This is a genomic window from Myxococcota bacterium, assembly GCA_039030075.1.
GTDB lineage: Bacteria > Myxococcota_A > UBA9160 > UBA9160 > SMWR01 > JAHEJV01.
In genome coordinates this window covers 20,132-35,406 of the sequence record JBCCEW010000031.1, presented here as the reverse complement: position 1 = coordinate 35,406, position 15,275 = coordinate 20,132, and the positions used below count along the sequence as shown (strand labels likewise).

General features: G+C 69.3%; 12 protein-coding genes. All 12 read right to left on the bottom strand.

Features of this window, described 5'->3' with window-relative positions; all coding sequences use genetic code 11:
* Positions 1-26 precede the first annotated feature (26 nt).
* Positions 27-1,127: a DNA-processing protein DprA gene (gene dprA, locus AAF430_23475; protein ID MEM7413211.1), complete on the bottom strand. Its 1,101-nt coding sequence runs from the start codon at positions 1,125-1,127 to the stop codon at positions 27-29.
* Positions 1,128-1,187: 60 nt separating this feature from the next.
* Complete coding sequence (locus AAF430_23470; protein ID MEM7413210.1) at positions 1,188-2,543, bottom strand: LysM domain-containing protein; 1,356 nt, start codon at positions 2,541-2,543, stop codon at positions 1,188-1,190.
* Between the two features lie 138 nt (positions 2,544-2,681).
* Positions 2,682-5,144, bottom strand: a complete 2,463-nt coding sequence (locus tag AAF430_23465) for a tetratricopeptide repeat protein (GenBank protein MEM7413209.1) — start codon at positions 5,142-5,144, stop codon at positions 2,682-2,684.
* Between the two features lie 79 nt (positions 5,145-5,223).
* Positions 5,224-6,690 carry a sigma-54 dependent transcriptional regulator gene (locus AAF430_23460; GenBank protein ID MEM7413208.1) on the bottom strand — a complete coding sequence of 489 codons (1,467 nt, stop codon included), beginning with the start codon at positions 6,688-6,690 and terminating at the stop codon, positions 5,224-5,226.
* Positions 6,687-7,817 (bottom strand): ATP-binding protein, encoded by a 1,131-nt coding sequence (locus tag AAF430_23455; protein ID MEM7413207.1) that lies wholly within the window; start codon positions 7,815-7,817, stop codon positions 6,687-6,689. The genes AAF430_23460 and AAF430_23455 overlap by 4 nt, the downstream gene beginning before the upstream one ends.
* A 77-nt stretch (positions 7,818-7,894) precedes the next feature.
* Positions 7,895-8,560, bottom strand: coding sequence for a Crp/Fnr family transcriptional regulator (locus AAF430_23450; protein ID MEM7413206.1), 666 nt, complete (start codon positions 8,558-8,560; stop codon positions 7,895-7,897).
* A gap of 234 nt (positions 8,561-8,794) precedes the next feature.
* Positions 8,795-9,946, bottom strand: coding sequence for a mannose-1-phosphate guanylyltransferase (locus AAF430_23445; GenBank protein ID MEM7413205.1), 1,152 nt, complete (start codon positions 9,944-9,946; stop codon positions 8,795-8,797).
* Positions 9,888-11,201: a UDP-glucose/GDP-mannose dehydrogenase family protein gene (locus tag AAF430_23440; GenBank protein ID MEM7413204.1), complete on the bottom strand. Its 1,314-nt coding sequence runs from the start codon at positions 11,199-11,201 to the stop codon at positions 9,888-9,890. Before AAF430_23440 ends, AAF430_23445 begins: the two co-directional genes overlap by 59 nt.
* Positions 11,198-12,151, bottom strand: coding sequence for an SDR family oxidoreductase (locus AAF430_23435; GenBank protein MEM7413203.1), 954 nt, complete (start codon positions 12,149-12,151; stop codon positions 11,198-11,200). Before AAF430_23435 ends, AAF430_23440 begins: the two co-directional genes overlap by 4 nt.
* Positions 12,148-13,113, bottom strand: a complete 966-nt coding sequence (locus tag AAF430_23430; GenBank protein MEM7413202.1) for a GDP-mannose 4,6-dehydratase — start codon at positions 13,111-13,113, stop codon at positions 12,148-12,150. The genes AAF430_23435 and AAF430_23430 overlap by 4 nt, the downstream gene beginning before the upstream one ends.
* Positions 13,110-14,105 (bottom strand): GDP-mannose 4,6-dehydratase, encoded by a 996-nt coding sequence (gmd, locus tag AAF430_23425; GenBank protein ID MEM7413201.1) that lies wholly within the window; start codon positions 14,103-14,105, stop codon positions 13,110-13,112. The genes AAF430_23430 and gmd overlap by 4 nt, the downstream gene beginning before the upstream one ends.
* Positions 14,102-15,187: an MraY family glycosyltransferase gene (locus tag AAF430_23420; protein ID MEM7413200.1), complete on the bottom strand. Its 1,086-nt coding sequence runs from the start codon at positions 15,185-15,187 to the stop codon at positions 14,102-14,104. Before AAF430_23420 ends, gmd begins: the two co-directional genes overlap by 4 nt.
* Positions 15,188-15,275: the final 88 nt, after the last annotated feature.

Here is a 15,275-nt window from a genome sequence, read left to right as displayed (position 1 = left end):
GAAACGTGGAGACGGACGAGGATAGCTCAGGCCCGGAGCCGCCAGCGGCCGTCCCGCTCGCGCTCGATCCGACCGGCCAGCTCGAGTTCGAGCAGGGTGGCCGCGAGCGATTCGAGCGGGAGCGCCAGGATCGCCGCCAGCGTCTCGGTATCCGCGCCTTCGTGGGCGAGGCGGCGCAGCACCCGGTCGGCGGGACCCGCCGGAGGGGACGGGGCCGCCTCCGGAACCTCCACCCGCGGCCAGGCCAGCGCGTCCAGCAGGTCAGCGGGCTCGAGCAGCGGCGCCGCGCCTTCGCGCAGCAAGCCGTTCGAGCCCCGGTGCGAGGCGCCGTCGATCGGCCCGGGCACCGCGAAGACCTCGACCCCCTGCTCCGCCGCGTGACGGGCCGTGGTCAGCGAACCACTGCGTTCGCGGGCCTCGACGACCACGACCGCCCGGGCGAGCCCGCTGATCAGGCGGTTCCGCAGGGGGAAGAACGCGCGGCGCGGGCGCTGGCCCGGTGCGAACTCGGAGACGACCGCCCCCGTAGCCGCGATCTCGTCGGCCAGCGCTCGGTGTCGCGCGGGATAGACCGCGTCGAGACCGCACGCCTGCACGGCGACGGTCGTGCCTCCCGCGGACAAGCAGCCGCGATGGGCGGCCGCATCGACGCCGTAGGCGAGCCCCGAGACGACCACCAGGCCGGCTTCCGCCAGCGCGGCGGCCAGGCGCCGCGCGACACCCAGGCCATAGGCGGTGGCGGCGCGGCTTCCCACGATGGCCACGGCGTCACGTGACAGCACCTCCGGATGCCCCCGGACGCCGAGCACAGGAGGTGCATCGACGAGGGGGGCGAGCCGACGCGGGTAGCCCTCGGTGCCCCAGCCGAGGAACGTCACGCCGCGATCGGCGATGCGCTGGGCCGCAGCGCGGACGGCCTTCGCCGTGGGGCGCGCGCGCGCGGGAAGCCGCGCCAGGGCGAGGCGCGGCGAGCCAGCGTCGCGCAGGGCCTCGGTCGTCGGTGCGGCGCGTAGCGCCCCCGCGAGCTGCAGCGCCAACCAATCCAACCGGTCGGGGTTGGAACGCTGGGTTCGAAGGTGCGCGGGATCGCGCGCTACGCGGTCAGCGGCCGGTTCGCGGTCGGACACGCGAAACTCCCGGGGACCGGGGTCCCCGGGAGCATGACACGTTTCCGGCGCAGACGCGTGCTACTGCGTGGCGCCGCGGAAGCGATCCCCGAGCTCGAGCTCGGTCGCCGTGGAGATCACCAGCGCGACGGCAGACTCTTCGGAAGCCTTCACCACGAGCATCTGGGCCACGACCCGATCGGGCACTTCCACCCGCTCGTCGCGCGACACCTCGACCGCACCGTAGCCGGGGCGGTACACCTCGAGCGGGCTGCCGACTTCGACACCGTCGAGCGTGCCGCGGTTGAGGTAGACGAAGTCGGAGAATCCCATCAGCACGCGGCGCTTCGGGAAGTAGCTGATCTTGCCCTCGACGCCGTCGGGAGCCGCGCGCATCGCGACTTCGGGCGTCACCGGCTCGCGCGGCATGATGCGGTCGCCCTCTTCGACGACGCCCGTCGACATGCGGATCGACGCGAGAGAGGTCTCGGGGAAGGTCTCCTCGACCTGCACCCAACCGACGATCTCCACGTGGTAGCCGAGCAGGAGACCCGTGTCCGGGTCCGTCACCTTTTCGTTGGTACGGAAGATGGTGAACTCGTCGCCCACCGCGACCTCGCTCTCGCCCAGACCGAGGTACACGCGATCTTCCTGACTCATCAGCAGGCGCTGGGGCACGCGACCGACGACGCTCGCGGCGCTCGTCAGCATCTGCGGAGAGATCAGACCCGCCGATTCGAGCGACGAGACGCGGACCATGCGGGCCTCTTCAGGAACGAGCGAAGGCTGCACGATCGCGACCGGGGGCTCCTCGGTCTCGGTGTCCAGCGCGGCCGGCACGGTCTCGAAGCTCTCCTCGGGCGCCGGCGCGTTGGTCAGGAACACCTCGGCCTCTTCCGCCGAAATGCGACGCATCTCGTTCGGAGTGATCCAGATGCGATCCCCGGGGTGAATCACGTGGGGGTTGGCAATGTCCCCGTTGTCCTGCCAGATCGACGGCCACACCCAGGGCGTGCCCAGGTAGGCGTCGGAGATGTCCCAGAGCGTGTCGCCCGATGCGACGACGTGGACGCGACCGGGTTGACCCGCCGAGTCGTATCCCACGGCCCCGAGAACCGGTCCGCTCGGCTCGGCCGGCGTCTCGGCCACCGGCGCATCCGCGCCCTCCGCGGTCTCGGCCGCCAGGTCGGCGGTCTCGTCCCACGTGCTGTCATCCTCGAGCGGCATCGCATCGTCCAGGGCCGCGGGCTCGACGGCGACATCTTCGTCCGCCGCGTCCGCCATGGCGGCCGGCGCCTCCGCGACCTCTTCGATCGAGGTCTCCAGAGCCGCCGCTTCCGGTGCGTCCACCGCTTCCACCGACTCGGCGAAGCACGGCGTCGCCGCCCCGATGCACAGGCCGAGACCCATCCCCAACGTCCGCTTCCAGGCGTTCATCGCCACCCTCCGGCTGTCGCACCCGCAGCGGGTGCACTTGCACCGGAGAGTTATCGGACGGCCACCGAGTGGGCTTGACCCTTCCCGGAGCCCGAGCGGGACCGGCGAGGGGACGCAGAATCGAGCGCTGGCGAGGGCTTAGAGGCTCTCCACCATGCTCTTCGCCTCGCCGAGCCACGGCGGCGGGGGCATATTGCGGACCCCACGGGCCTTCTGGGCCTCGACGAACTCGGAATGGGCCTCGATCGCGCGCCGCGCGGCCGACCGGGCGTTCTCCTTTTCGCCGCTCTCCTTGTAGGCCAGAGCGAGGTGGTGGCGGATGAGCCCGAGATTCGGATCGTCCGACTCCAGCCCGGCTTCGGCTTCCTTGAGGTAGCCCACCGCCGCCCCGGGCACGCCGCGCCGGTAGAGCACCCAGCCCAACGTGTCGGCCGTGTTGGGATCGTCGGGCAGAAGCGCCTTGGCGTCCTGGGCGAGGTCGAGTGCCCGATCCAGGTTCTCGCCCGACTCGGCGTAGAGATAGGCGAGATTGTTCTTCGACTCGGCCAGATCCGGGGCGAACTGGATGGCCTTCTCGTAGTGCTTCACCGCCACATCGGTGCGGCCGCCCATCTCGTGGAGCACGCCGAGGAAGTGATGGATACGCGGCTGGTCGGGCCGCTGCTCCAGAGCCTTCTCGTAGGTCTCGATGATCTGCTGCGTGCGACCGGTGCGCGCGTACACGTCGGCCAGGTTGCGATAGGCCGTCATGTCCGAAGGGTCGATCTCGATCGCCTTCTCGAAGGCGGCGATCGCGTCCTCGGGCTTGCCCTGCGCGAGGGACATGACACCGAGGAGTCGCTGCAGCGAGGACGAGTCCGGGTTGTCCTCGACCGCTTTCAGCACCCGCGCGATGCCGTCGTCGGTCTTCCCGAGTCGCTCCTCCGTCGCCAGGAGGCTGCTCAAGATCTCGGGGTGATCCGGGCGCCGCTCGACCGCGGCGAGCAGGAACTGGTGAGCCGTCTCGTAGTCGCCCATCTGGTGATGGATGCGACCGAGGGCGAACTCCACCTGCTCGTCCCGGGCCTCGGCCGGGATCGACTCGATCTCGGTGCGGGCCTCGTCGATCCGACCCATGTGGATCAGGCCCTGGGCCACGCGAATGCGGGTCGTGTTCGACCCCGGGTTGATCTGCAGGTAGCGGCGTCCCTCTTCGACGGCGTACTCGTGCTCGCCGAGATCGGCGTGCACGTCGGCGAGGACCCGGCGTGCCTCGAAGAGCGAGGCGTCGATCTCGAGGGCCCGCGCGAGTTCGGTGCGGGCGGCCGCCCGCTGACCGCTCATGCGCAGTGCGGAACCCAGCAGGAAGTGGGCCTCGGCCCAGTCCGGACGCACGTCGATCGCCGCTCGGAGGCCCTGGATCGCGTCGTCGAGCTTCACCTCGGCGAGGTCGAGCTTCGAGCGCACGAACAGGCCGCCCGGATTCGAGGGCTCCTTCTCGAGCACGCCATCGACGAGCTCGCGGGCCTGCTTCGTCAACTCCTCGTCGCCGTCGCGGTAGCCCATCTCGAGCAGGACCTCGGCCTTGCGAAGCGGGCCGTTCTCGTTGTCCGGAGCCACGCGGATCGCGTTCTCGGCGGCTTCGAGCGCACCGGCCAGGTCGCCCTGGGCGCCGCGATAGCTCGACAGGGTGAGATAGGGCTGGGGATCGTCGGTGACCTTCGTGGTCGCCTCTTCGATCAGCGCGTTCGCATCGTCTTCCCTGCCCTGACCGAGGTAGATCCGCGCGAGGCGGTACATGAGCGGCAGAGGATCGACCGACTTCTCGATGCCCTCGTTGAAGACCGCGATCGCCTCGTCGGGCCGCTCGCGCGCGTAGAGGTAGTTGCCGAGCAGCCCGTACGAGCGCTCGATGTCGCCGTCCTCGGCGACCGCCAGGGCGCGGCGGTAGGCCCCCTCGGCTTCGCCGTCGCGGTCCTTGTCCTCGGAGTAGAACCCTGCCAACGCGAGCAACGAGCGCGTCGACGGATGGTCGTCGGCCGCCTTCCGGAAGAGCGGCTCGGCGCGCACGCGGTCCCCGGCCCGACGGTGGAAGTTGGCGAGGACGAGCAGGACCGCGTCGTCGTCGGGCTTCACGTCGACCGCCTTCTCGAAAGCGGCCAGGGCCTCGTCGCGCTGTTCCAGACCCTCGTGGGCCTGCCCCTTCACGAGCCACGCCTTTTCGTTGTTGGGCTCGGCCGCGATCACGGCGTTGGCGCGCTCGAGCGCCTCCTCGAGTTCGCCCGCGTAGACCGAGAGCTGGCCGAACTGCACGGCGGCTTCGTGGTTGCCGGGATCCGTGCGGACGGCCTCGCGCAGCTCCCAGAAGCCCTCCGCGGTCTTGCCGGAGCTCAAGAACGACTGGGAGAGCCCGAAATGCGCTCCCCCGTGGTTCGGATCGATCTGGAGCACGTTCTTGTACTCGATGATCGCTTCTTCCCACTGCTCGTTCTCGCGGTATTCCTCACCGCGGTCGAAGTGGTCGGCCAGCGCGGACTCGTCGGAGCCACAGGCGCCCGCGAGCAGCACGAGGCCCAACAGGCCGAGGACCAGTACACGAAGGTCGGAAACGAGAACGCGCATCGAAGCTCTTACCTCTAGGGGGACGAGACAGGGGATCCCGTCCAGGGGCTTGGAAACCGGGTGGGTGGGTAGGGTTCATTCAACGGGGACGGGAATCAAGCCCTTTGGAATCCGGGGTTTCCGCGTCGTCCGAGGCGTCGGTGGTCGGCCGATTGCGACGCCAGCGCTCGTGGGTGATGCCCATCTTCTGGATCATGTAGTTCAGCTTTCGCCGACTGATCCCGAGCAGCTCGCAGGCGTCTTTCTGAACGTAGCCGGTGCGGAGCAAGGCTTCCTCTACCAGCGCACGCTCCCAGTCATCGAGGGTCCAGCCCGGGGGCGGGAGCTGAGGGCGCCAGGCAGCCGCATCCTCCGCGGGAGCCGCCTCGACCAGCGAGAGATCCTCGGCCCGGATCGTCGCCCCAGGCGCCAGCAGCTCGGCGCGCTCGATCGCGTTTCGCAGCTCGCGCACGTTTCCCGGCCAGCGGTGGGCGCGCAGCCGTCGCAGCGCATCCGGGGCGAATCCGCGCGGTGCGCTGTCCCGGCCGGCTGCGAACTCCTGCAGGAAGCGCTGGGCGAGTTCGACCAGATCGTCGGGACGCTCCCGCAGGGGCGGCAGCTCGATGCGGATGACGTCGAGGCGGAAGAAGAGGTCCTCCCGGAACGCGCCGGACCGCACTTCCGCCTCGAGATCCCGGTTCGTCGCCGCCACGATCCGCGCGTCCGTGTGGAGCGCCTCGTTCCCGCCGAGCCGGTGGAAGCGCTGGTCCTGGAGCACGCGGAGCAGCTTCGCCTGGGTCGCACCCGAGAGCTCGCCGATCTCGTCGAGGAACAGGGTGCCCCCGCTCGCTTCTTCGAAGCGTCCCGCGCGGCGCCGGTCCGCGCCTGTGAATGCACCGCGCTCGTGCCCGAAGAGTTCGGATTCGAGCAGGGTCTCGGGCAGCGCCGCGCAGTTCACCTGCACCAGCGGCGCCCCGGACCGCGTCGAGGCCCGGTGGATCAGGCCCGCGATCAGCTCCTTGCCGGTCCCCGTCTCGCCCGTGATCAGCACGTTCGAGCGCGTCGCGGCCACGCGACGGGCCAGCTCGAGCGCGTCGCGCATCGCCGGGTCGCGCGCGACGACCTCGCGCGCGGCCTCACGCCCGGCGCGTTCCTCACGCAGTTCGCGCACCTCACCCACCAGCCGCCGATGCTCCAGGGCGCGCTCGATGCGCAGCTCGAGCTGAGCCAGGTCCACCGGCTTCTCGAGGAAGTCGAACGCACCGGCCTGCATTGCGCGCACCGCGGTGTCGACGCTCCCGTAGGCCGTCAGTAAGAGCACCGAACAGCGCTCGTCACGGGCACGCGCGGCCGCGAGTACCTCGAGTCCGTCGGCAACGGGTAGGCGCAGGTCGGTGAGCACCACGTCGTACCCGCCCGAGTGGGCGTCGCTCACCCGCGCGAGCGCTGTGTCGCCGCGGTCGCACTCCTCGACATCGGCTCCGCGGTCGCGCAGCGCGGCCACGATTCCGCGCCGCAGCGGAGCGTGGTCCTCGACCACGAGGATGCGGGCGCCCGCCAGGCTCATGTGCCCTCCTCGAGGAGCGGCAGGTGCACGAGGAAGGTGCTGCCCGCCGCCGAGGTCGTGAGCGAGAGGCTGCCACCGTGGGCGGCGACGATCTTCTGGACGTGGGCCAGACCGATCCCGGAGCCGCGTTCCTTCGTGGTGAAGAACGGGTCGAAGATCTTGTCGCGCTGGTCGGTCGGAATCCCCGGCCCGTTGTCGGCGACCGCGATGCGCAGCTCGCGGGCGGGAGCCCGTTCGCGCGTCCCGGGCTGGTCCACACGAACCGCGCGCGTCAATTCCGGCGCGGCACCGACCTCGAGGCCGAGCTCGAGCCGCGACGCCGAACCGGACTGCGAGAGCAACGCCTCGCAGGCGTTGATGAGCAGATTCGTCAGGGCGACGCCCAACAGCGCGCGATCCCCCGAAAACGCCGGGAGGGCCGCTGCGAAGCGGCGCTCCACGCGATCGGGAGCGGGCGCCCGGCTCAACGCCACCGAGAGTGCGTCCTCCAGGCACTCGACGGGATCGAGACACTCACGGCGTACCTGCACGGGCCGGAGGAAGTCGAGGCTCGCCGTCACGGTGTCGCTCAGTGAGCGCAGCTGCAGGCGCAGGTCGCCGACGAGCTCGAGGCTCTCGGCGTCGTGCTTGAAGCGCCGCTCGAGCAGGCCGGCGGCCACTTCCATGCCCGCGAGTGGGTTGCGGAGCTCGTGGGCCAACCCGGCGGCCATCGCGCCGAGGGCCGCGAGGCGTTCCTGCTGGCGTTGGCGTTCGTCGGAGCGCTCGATCGGCGTGAGGTCCCGGAACACGAGCGCGACACCGCCCAGGTCGCCGTCCTCGGCTGGCCAGGTGGTGAGCGAGAAGCCCAGCGTCCGCACGTCTTCGGCGGGCCCCAGGCCGATCTCGGCCCGGGATAGGGCCGGGCGTCCGGCCAGCGCCTCGCGCAGCAGCCGCACCAGCGCCGGGTGACCCGCGAGGGTCTCCTCGAAGTGGGCCCCCGCCTGCGCCCGCGCGCCGACGCCGACGCCGAGGATCTGCTCGGCGGCCGCGTTCATCAGGGCGAGCCGACCGTTGCGATCGACGGCGAATACGCCGGCGCTCGAATGCTCCCACACCGCTGCAGCGACGGCGGGATCGTGGATGACCATGGATCCACTGATCGGTGGCCCCGGCCGTGCTCTGGAGGCGCCTGTGGGCCTCGGTGCGTGTGGTCTGGCCCGTGGGCTCAGGGCGAGGGAACGAGGTAGCGCTTGCCCTCTTGTTCGAGCCAGCCCTCGGTCTTCAGGTCTTTCAGCGCGCGCGTCACCGTCTCGCGCGAGGTCCCGATCATGTCGGCGATCTGCTGGTGGGTGAGTGCCGGCGTGATGTGACGACCCACGCGGTCCGACTCTTCCTTCGCGAGGCGCTGCAGGAGACCCTGGGTCCGCTGGGTGACGCGCTGGAAGGACAGCGAGCTGGCTTGCTCGTCGGTGTCACGAAGGCGACGGGTCAGCTCCTGGACCACCGCCATCGCGATGTCGGGGGAGCGTCGCATCATCCCGAGAAAGTCGGCGCGAGACAGCGCGAAGATGCGGGTGTCGGTCAGGGCGCGCACGCTCGCGGACCGCGGCGCGTCGTCGAGCAGCGACATTTCTCCGAAGAAGGCGCCCGCCTCGAAGAACTCGAGGATCTTCTCGCGGCCGTCGTCGGAGAGCTTCGACACCTGCACGCGACCCTCGCGGATCACGTACATGTAGTCGCCAGGCAGCCCCTCTTCGACGATCGTCTTGTGCTTCGGGAAGCGACGTTCGATCAGGAGGTCCGCGATACGCGCGAGGTCGTCGTCCTTGACCCCGGAAAACAGCGGGATTCCCCGCAGCGAGTCGAGCGCTTCTTTGGTGTGTCGGCTCATGGTCGGTCCCCCCGGTGGTCCCGAGTTCGACGGAATCCGCGGCGTGATCGTTTCATACCGATCCCACGCGGATCCGGCGCGATCCCACCCGTCGTTTCCGCTTCGCGGGCCCGACCTGGCGCGATCTGCGCGATTCCCCTCGGTCCTTCCGGCTCCCCTCCAGGCTGGCTGAGCTCCCGTCGGGCAGGCTGGGCTCCCCGTCGGCCCTGACCACCCCGATTTGGGTGCTTATCCCTACGTTACGTCGCCCCGCCCCTGGGCCTTTAGTGCCTTTACGATACCGCGCACGTCGTTGCTGCGGTCGAGGCGAGTGACCAGCAAGGCGTCGCCCGCGTCGATGACCGCCAATCCCTCGACGCCGAGCAGCGTCACGGGCTTCCCAGCAGGCCCCCAGACGAGGTTGCCACCCGGTTCGTCGAAGCGAAGCTCGCCTTCGACGACACGGGACTCGCCGGGGCCGACCCCGAGTTCCTGGGCGAGCGATTCCCAGGTGCCGACGTCGCTCCAGGCCCACGAAACCGGCAGGGTCCAAACGCGCTGGCTGCGCTCGAGGACCGCCGTGTCGATCGGGGCGGAAGGCGCGCGCTCGTAGGCACGGGCCAGCGCGTCCTTGCCCGGCGCGCGCCGCCGGGATGCGACCGGCGCGAGCACGCGCAGGAGCTCGGGCATGTAGCGCTCGAGCTCTTCGAGGATCGTCTGGGCCTTCCACACGAAGATGCCCGCGTTCCAGGAGTAGCCCCCCTGGCGCAGGTAGCGACGCGCGGTCTTCGCGTCGGGCTTCTCCACGAAGCGCCGCACGCGGAACATGCCCGGGTGAGCGGACCCCACGGCCGTGCTGCGTTGGATGTAGCCGTAGCCCGTCTCTGGACGGGTCGGCTCGACGCCGAGGGTGACCAGGACGTCTTCTTCCGCCGCTGCCCGGGCGGCCTTGCGAATGTCGGCGACGAAGGCGCGCGCGTCGGGGATGTGGTGGTCCGCGGGCAGCACCAACATCACCGCCTCCGGATCCTCGGCGGCGATCCGCAGCGCGGCCAGGCACACGGCAGCGGCCGTGTTGCGACGCATCGGCTCGACGAGGACGCGCCCGCGACCCATGCCGGGCAGCGCACGGCGGATCGGCCGCGCGTGCTCTTCGCCGCACACGACCCACAGCCCATCGCGCACCGCCGCACGACGCCCGCGCGCCGCGGTGGCGTCGAGCAGCGTCTTGCCGCCCACGACACGCAGGAAGGGTTTGGGAAAAGCTTGCCGCGAAGCGGGCCAGAAACGTTCGCCGGCGCCACCGGCGAGGATCACCGCGTGGATGGGGGGAGAGCGGCGTGTCACCTCAAGCGCGTCCGACGCAGACGTAGTCGAAGCCAGCGGCGCGCATCTCCGCCGGCTCATAGATGTTGCGGAGGTCGGCGATCGCCGGGCGCGCCAGCAGCGACTTCACCCGATCGAGGTCGAGCATCCGGAACTGGTTCCACTCGGTGACGATCACCAACACGTCCGCATCGCGGCAGGCGTCGTAGGCGTCCTCGCACAGGCGCAGGTCAGAAAGCTCCTGCTTCGCGGCCTCCATCGCCTGGGGATCGTAGGCCTGCACCTTCGCGCCCTGCTCCTGCAGCGCCCGGATGATGGTGACCGCCGGGGAGTCGCGCATGTCGTCGGTCTCGGGCTTGAAGGAGAGTCCCAGCACACCGACGGTCTTCCCGGCCGGCTGGCCGTCGAGACAGGACACGACCTTCGAGATCATGTGCTCCTGCTGCCCCTGGTTCACCTCGATCACCGACTCCACGATCTGCAACGGCGTGCCGGCCTCGCGCGCGTAGTGGGCCACCGAGCGCGTGTCCTTCGGGAAGCAGCTGCCGCCGTAGCCCGGACCGGGATGCAGGAACTTCGCGCCGATGCGTTTGTCGAGGCCGATTCCGCGGGCGATGTCGTGGACATCGGCGCCCGTCTTCTCGCAGAGCTGGGACATCTCGTTGATGAACGAGATCTTCGTCGCGAGGAATGCGTTCGCCGCGTACTTCGTGAGCTCGGCGGTGACGACGTTCGTCAGCAGGATCGGTGCCTCGATCAGGTAGAGCGGGCGATACAGGCTCTTCAGGATCGCCGTGGCCTGCTCGTCGTCGGTGCCGATCACCACGCGGTCGGGCCGCATGAAGTCACCGATCGCAGCCCCCTCGCGGAGGAACTCGGGGTTCGAGGCGACGCTGAACTCGACGTGGTTGCCCGTCTTCTTCTGCTCGTCTTCGATCCAGCCGCGCACCTTTTCGGCAGTGCCCACGGGCACTGTGCTCTTGTTCACGATGACCTTGTAGCCATCCATGCTGCGGCCGATGTCGCGCGCCACCGCCTCGACGGCGGTGAGGTCCGTGCTGCCGTCTTCCTGCGGCGGCGTCGGCACCGCGATGAACAGCACCAGCGACTCGTTGACCGCCTCGACGGTGCTCGTCGTGAAACTCAGGCGTCCCTGCTTCACGTTCCGGGCCACGAGGTCTTCGAGACCGGGCTCGTAGATCGGCATCTCGCCGCGCTCGAGACCCGCGATCTTCTCCTCGTTCACATCCGCGCAGATCACCCGCACACCGAATTCTGCGAAGCACGCGCCGGTCACCAAACCGACGTAGCCCGTGCCGATCACTCCGATGTTCATGCGTTCTCTCCTTGCTCGGCGTAGTAGGCAATGGTGAGGGCGAGGCCCTCTTCGATCGCCACCTTGGGTTCGTAGCCGAGGAGTTCGTTCGAGCGCTCCAGCGACGCCTGGCTGTCGCGAACATCCCCTTCTCGCGTCGGGTCGTGGATCGGCTCGACGTCGGCGCCCGTCTGACGCCGGATCTCCCCCAAGAGCTGATTCAAGCTGATGCGGCCGCCTGCGGCGACATTGCAGACGGATCCCGAGGCCTTCGGCGCATCGGCCGCCAGTACGTTGGCGTTCACGGCGTCCAGGACACACGTGAAGTCACGCGTCTGCTCTCCATCGCCGTGAACCCGCGGGGACTCTCCCGTCAGACAAGCGGTGATGAAGTTGGGAATCACGGCAGCGTACTGACTCTTCGGATCCTGGCGCGGCCCGTAGACGTTGAAGTAGCGCAGCGCGACCGTCTCGAGCCCGTAGAGCTCGTGGTAGAGGCGGCAGTAGACCTCGCCGGCGTACTTCTGGAGCGCATAGGGGGACAGCGGGCTGGCCGGCATGGTCTCGACCTTCGGCAGGACTGCCGTGTTTCCGTAGGCCGAGGAGGAGGCCGCATACACCACCCGGCGGACTCCGCCGTGACGGCAACGCTCCAACAGGCCCAGAGTCCCGTTGACGTTCACGTTGTGGGTGCGGAGGGGTTCCGCCACGCTGCGGGGGACCGACGGGACCGCTCCCTGGTGGAAGACCACTTCGACGTCGGCGATCGCCGCGTCGACGGTCGCCTCGTCGCGCAGGTCTCCGCGCACTGTCTCGACATCGTTCTCGATCGCGGCCAGGTTGGATGCGCGACCCGAGGAGAAGTCGTCGAGGATGCGCACCTGCCAGCCGTCCGCTAGCAGTCGCTCGGCCAGGTGCCCTCCGATGAAGCCCGCCCCGCCCGTAACCAGGGCCCGTCGTCCGCCACTCAACGCTCTCCATCCTCCAGCAGCCAACGCACGAACCGCTCGACACCCGTTTCGAACGGCACTTCGGGGCGGAAGCCCAGGCGCGCTTGCGCCAGGCTCGTATCGGCCCACGTCTGGCGAACATCACCCGTTTGTGGGGCCTGGTAGTCGACCTGCGCCTTCTGGCCCAGGGCCCGCTCCAGCGTCTCGACCATCTCGCGCACCGAGACCTGGCGGCCGGCTCCGAAGTTCAGGATCTCGAACCCCAGGTCGCGGTCGATCGCACGGCAGATGCCCTCGACCAGATCGTCGACGTAGGTGAAGTCTCGCAAACTCGAGCCGTCGCCATAGACCGGCAGGGTGTCGCCCCGGCGAATGCGCTCGGCGAACTTGCGAACCGCCAGATCGGGTCGCTGCCGCGGCCCGTAGGCGGTGAAGATTCGCAGGCAGGTCACGCCCATGTCGTAGGCGTGGTGAAAGGTATGGGCGATCAGCTCGCCGGCGCGCTTCGTGGCGGCATAGGGAGAGATCGGACGCTCGACCGGGTCCGACTCCCGGAACGGTCCCTGCTCGCGCTCGCCGTAGACCGACGACGACGACGCGAACACGAAGCGCGGTCGGTGGCGCTCGGCACCGGCGGCAAAGAGCCGCGTGGTACCGTTCAGGTTGACGTCGGAGTAGTCGGCGGGCCGCTCGAGGCTGGGTCGCACGCCGGCGAGCGCCGCGAGGTGCACGACGACCTCGGGCTCCGCGACCTCGAAGGCACGCGCGATCGCGGCCGCGTCGCGAATGTCTCCCTCGACCAGCTCGAACCCGGTGTGGTCGCGTGCCCGGGCGAGGTTCGCCCGCTTCAGCGGCTCGGGATAGAAGGGATCGAAGTTGTCGAGCCCCACGACCCGGCGACCTTCCCCGAGCAGGCGATCTACGAGTGTCGATCCCACGAAGCCGGCAGCCCCGGTGACGAGCACCGACTGGGGTGCACTCAACGGGTGCCTGCCTGCCCCTGTCGACGGCCGGAGGCGCGCTCCTGGCGCTCGAGGTCCGAGTCGACCATCAGCTGGATCAGCTCCTGGAACGGCATCTTCGCCGTCCAGCCGAGCTCGCGCGTCGCCTTCGTCGGGTCGGCGAGCAGCGTCTCCACTTCGGCAGGGCGCATCAGCGACGGATCGACGCGGGTGAAGTCATCCGGGTCCAGACCCACGTGGTCGAACGCGAACTGGAGGCACTCGCGCACGGTGTGGTGGACGCCCGTGCCGATCACGAAGTCTTCCGCCTTCGGCGCGCGGAGCATCATCCACATCGCCTCGACGTATTCCTTCGCGTAGCCCCAGTCGCGTTTCGCTTCGACGTTCCCAATGGGGAGTTCGTCCTGTAGTCCGAGTTTGATGCGGGCGGCCGCCTCGGTGATCTTGCGCGTCACGAACTCACGACCGCGACGCGGTGACTCGTGGTTGAAGAGAATTCCCGAAACCGCGAAGAGGTCGTAGCTCTCGCGATAGTTCACGGTGATCCAGTGCCCGTAGACCTTCGCAACGGCGTAGGGGCTGCGCGGGTAGAAGGGCGTCGTCTCCTTCTGCGGAACCTCTTGCACCATGCCGAACATCTCGGAGCTCGACGCCTGGTAGAAACGGATCTCCGGATCGACGAGACGCACCGCGTCGAGCATCCGCGTCACGCCGAGCGCCGTGAACTCACCGGTGAGCGAGGGCTGCACCCAGCTCGTCGGCACGAAGGATTGGGCGGCCAGGTTGTAGAGTTCGCGCGGACGGACTTCGCGTAGCAGGTTCACGAGCGAACTCTGGTCGAGGAGATCGGCCTGGTGCAGCGTGATCTTGTCGCGCAGGTGAGCGATCCGCTCGAAGGTCTCGGTGCTCGAGCGGCGCACCATCCCGTGCACCTCGTAGCCCTTCTCGAGCAGGAGGTCGGCGAGATACGAGCCGTCCTGGCCCGTGACTCCAGTGATCAGGGCTCGACTCACGGGTGCTCCTGTGGTGTGGCATCGGACTCGTCGCCCTCTTGGGTGTCGACATCCAGCACGCCGAGGTTCCAGAGCAGACGAAGTGTCAGCCCTGCGACTGCCAGCAGGAACACGATCGCCGTGACCCCCTGGAGCTGAGTGAACGAGACGGCGATCAAGCAGAAGGCCGCCGTCACGAAGTAGAACTGCAGGACCGCAGCCTGGGCCGACCCCTCGAAGTCGAGGAGCCGGTGATGCATGTGCATGCGGTCCGCGGAGAGGATGTTGGTGCGCATGCGCAGGCGGCGCACGATCGACAGGCTGGTGTCGAGGATCGGGACGGCGAGCGCCAGCAGCGGCACGACGAAGGTGATCAGCGAAACGCGGCGATAGCCCTCGAGGGCGACGAGGGCCAGCAGGAAGCCGATCAACAGCGACCCGGTGTCCCCCAGGAAGAGCCGCGCCGGGGCAAAGTTGTGGGGCAGGAATCCCAGCAGCGCTCCGACCAGCGCGAGCCCGACACACAAACCGAGGGGCGCGCCGGCCTGGAACGCGATCAGGCTGAGCGTTGCCCCGATGATCGCACCAACGCCACTCGCAAGTCCGTCAAGGCCGTCGAGCAGATTCATCGCGTTCGTGATGCCCACGATCCAGAGCAGCGATGCGGGCCACACGATCCAGCGGGGCAGTTCGATGATCTCGAGCGCGAAGGGATCGGTGAAGACACCGATCTCGAAGCCCGAGAGGATCGCAGCGGAAGCCGCCACGAGCTGGACTGCGAGCTTCGGGAGCGCGCTCAAGCCGAAGCGGTCGTCCCACATCCCGGCCACGACGAGTAGCCCCGCGCCGACGAACAGCCCCCACCAGCGCGACGGATCCGCTTCGACCTCGGTCACCGACACGGTCGCCCAGAGGCCGCAGGCCACACCGGCGGCAACGCCGAGCCCGCCCCACAGCGGTACGCCGCTGCGCACGTTCACGCCCCGGGCCGTCGGCTTGTCGATCGCCCCCGCAGCGCTGGCCAGACGGCCTGCGGGCAGGGTCATCAACAAACTGGCGAGAAAGCCAGCGGCAAGGGGTGTGGCGATCAGGAGCGCGTCCATGGGTGGCAGCCCTACGGGGAAGCGGTCGGGCCGCGGAGGCTAGCTCGGCCCACCCTGTGGTGCAGGGCGCGTGGGGGGAGGGACGGGG

Excerpts from the sequence above, each read along its gene's own strand:
- AAF430_23470 (MEM7413210.1), bottom strand. The coding sequence starts at position 2,543 with ATGAACGCCTGGAAGCGGACGTTGGGGATGGGTCTCGGCCTGTGCATC.
- AAF430_23465 (MEM7413209.1), bottom strand. The coding sequence starts at position 5,144 with ATGCGCGTTCTCGTTTCCGACCTTCGTGTACTGGTCCTCGGCCTGTTG.
- AAF430_23460 (MEM7413208.1), bottom strand. The coding sequence starts at position 6,690 with ATGAGCCTGGCGGGCGCCCGCATCCTCGTGGTCGAGGACCACGCTCCG.
- AAF430_23455 (MEM7413207.1), bottom strand. The coding sequence starts at position 7,817 with ATGGTCATCCACGATCCCGCCGTCGCTGCAGCGGTGTGGGAGCATTCG.
- AAF430_23450 (MEM7413206.1), bottom strand. The coding sequence starts at position 8,560 with ATGAGCCGACACACCAAAGAAGCGCTCGACTCGCTGCGGGGAATCCCG.
- AAF430_23445 (MEM7413205.1), bottom strand. The coding sequence starts at position 9,946 with ATGAGCCGGCGGAGATGCGCGCCGCTGGCTTCGACTACGTCTGCGTCG.
- AAF430_23440 (MEM7413204.1), bottom strand. The coding sequence starts at position 11,201 with ATGAACATCGGAGTGATCGGCACGGGCTACGTCGGTTTGGTGACCGGC.
- AAF430_23420 (MEM7413200.1), bottom strand. The coding sequence starts at position 15,187 with ATGGACGCGCTCCTGATCGCCACACCCCTTGCCGCTGGCTTTCTCGCC.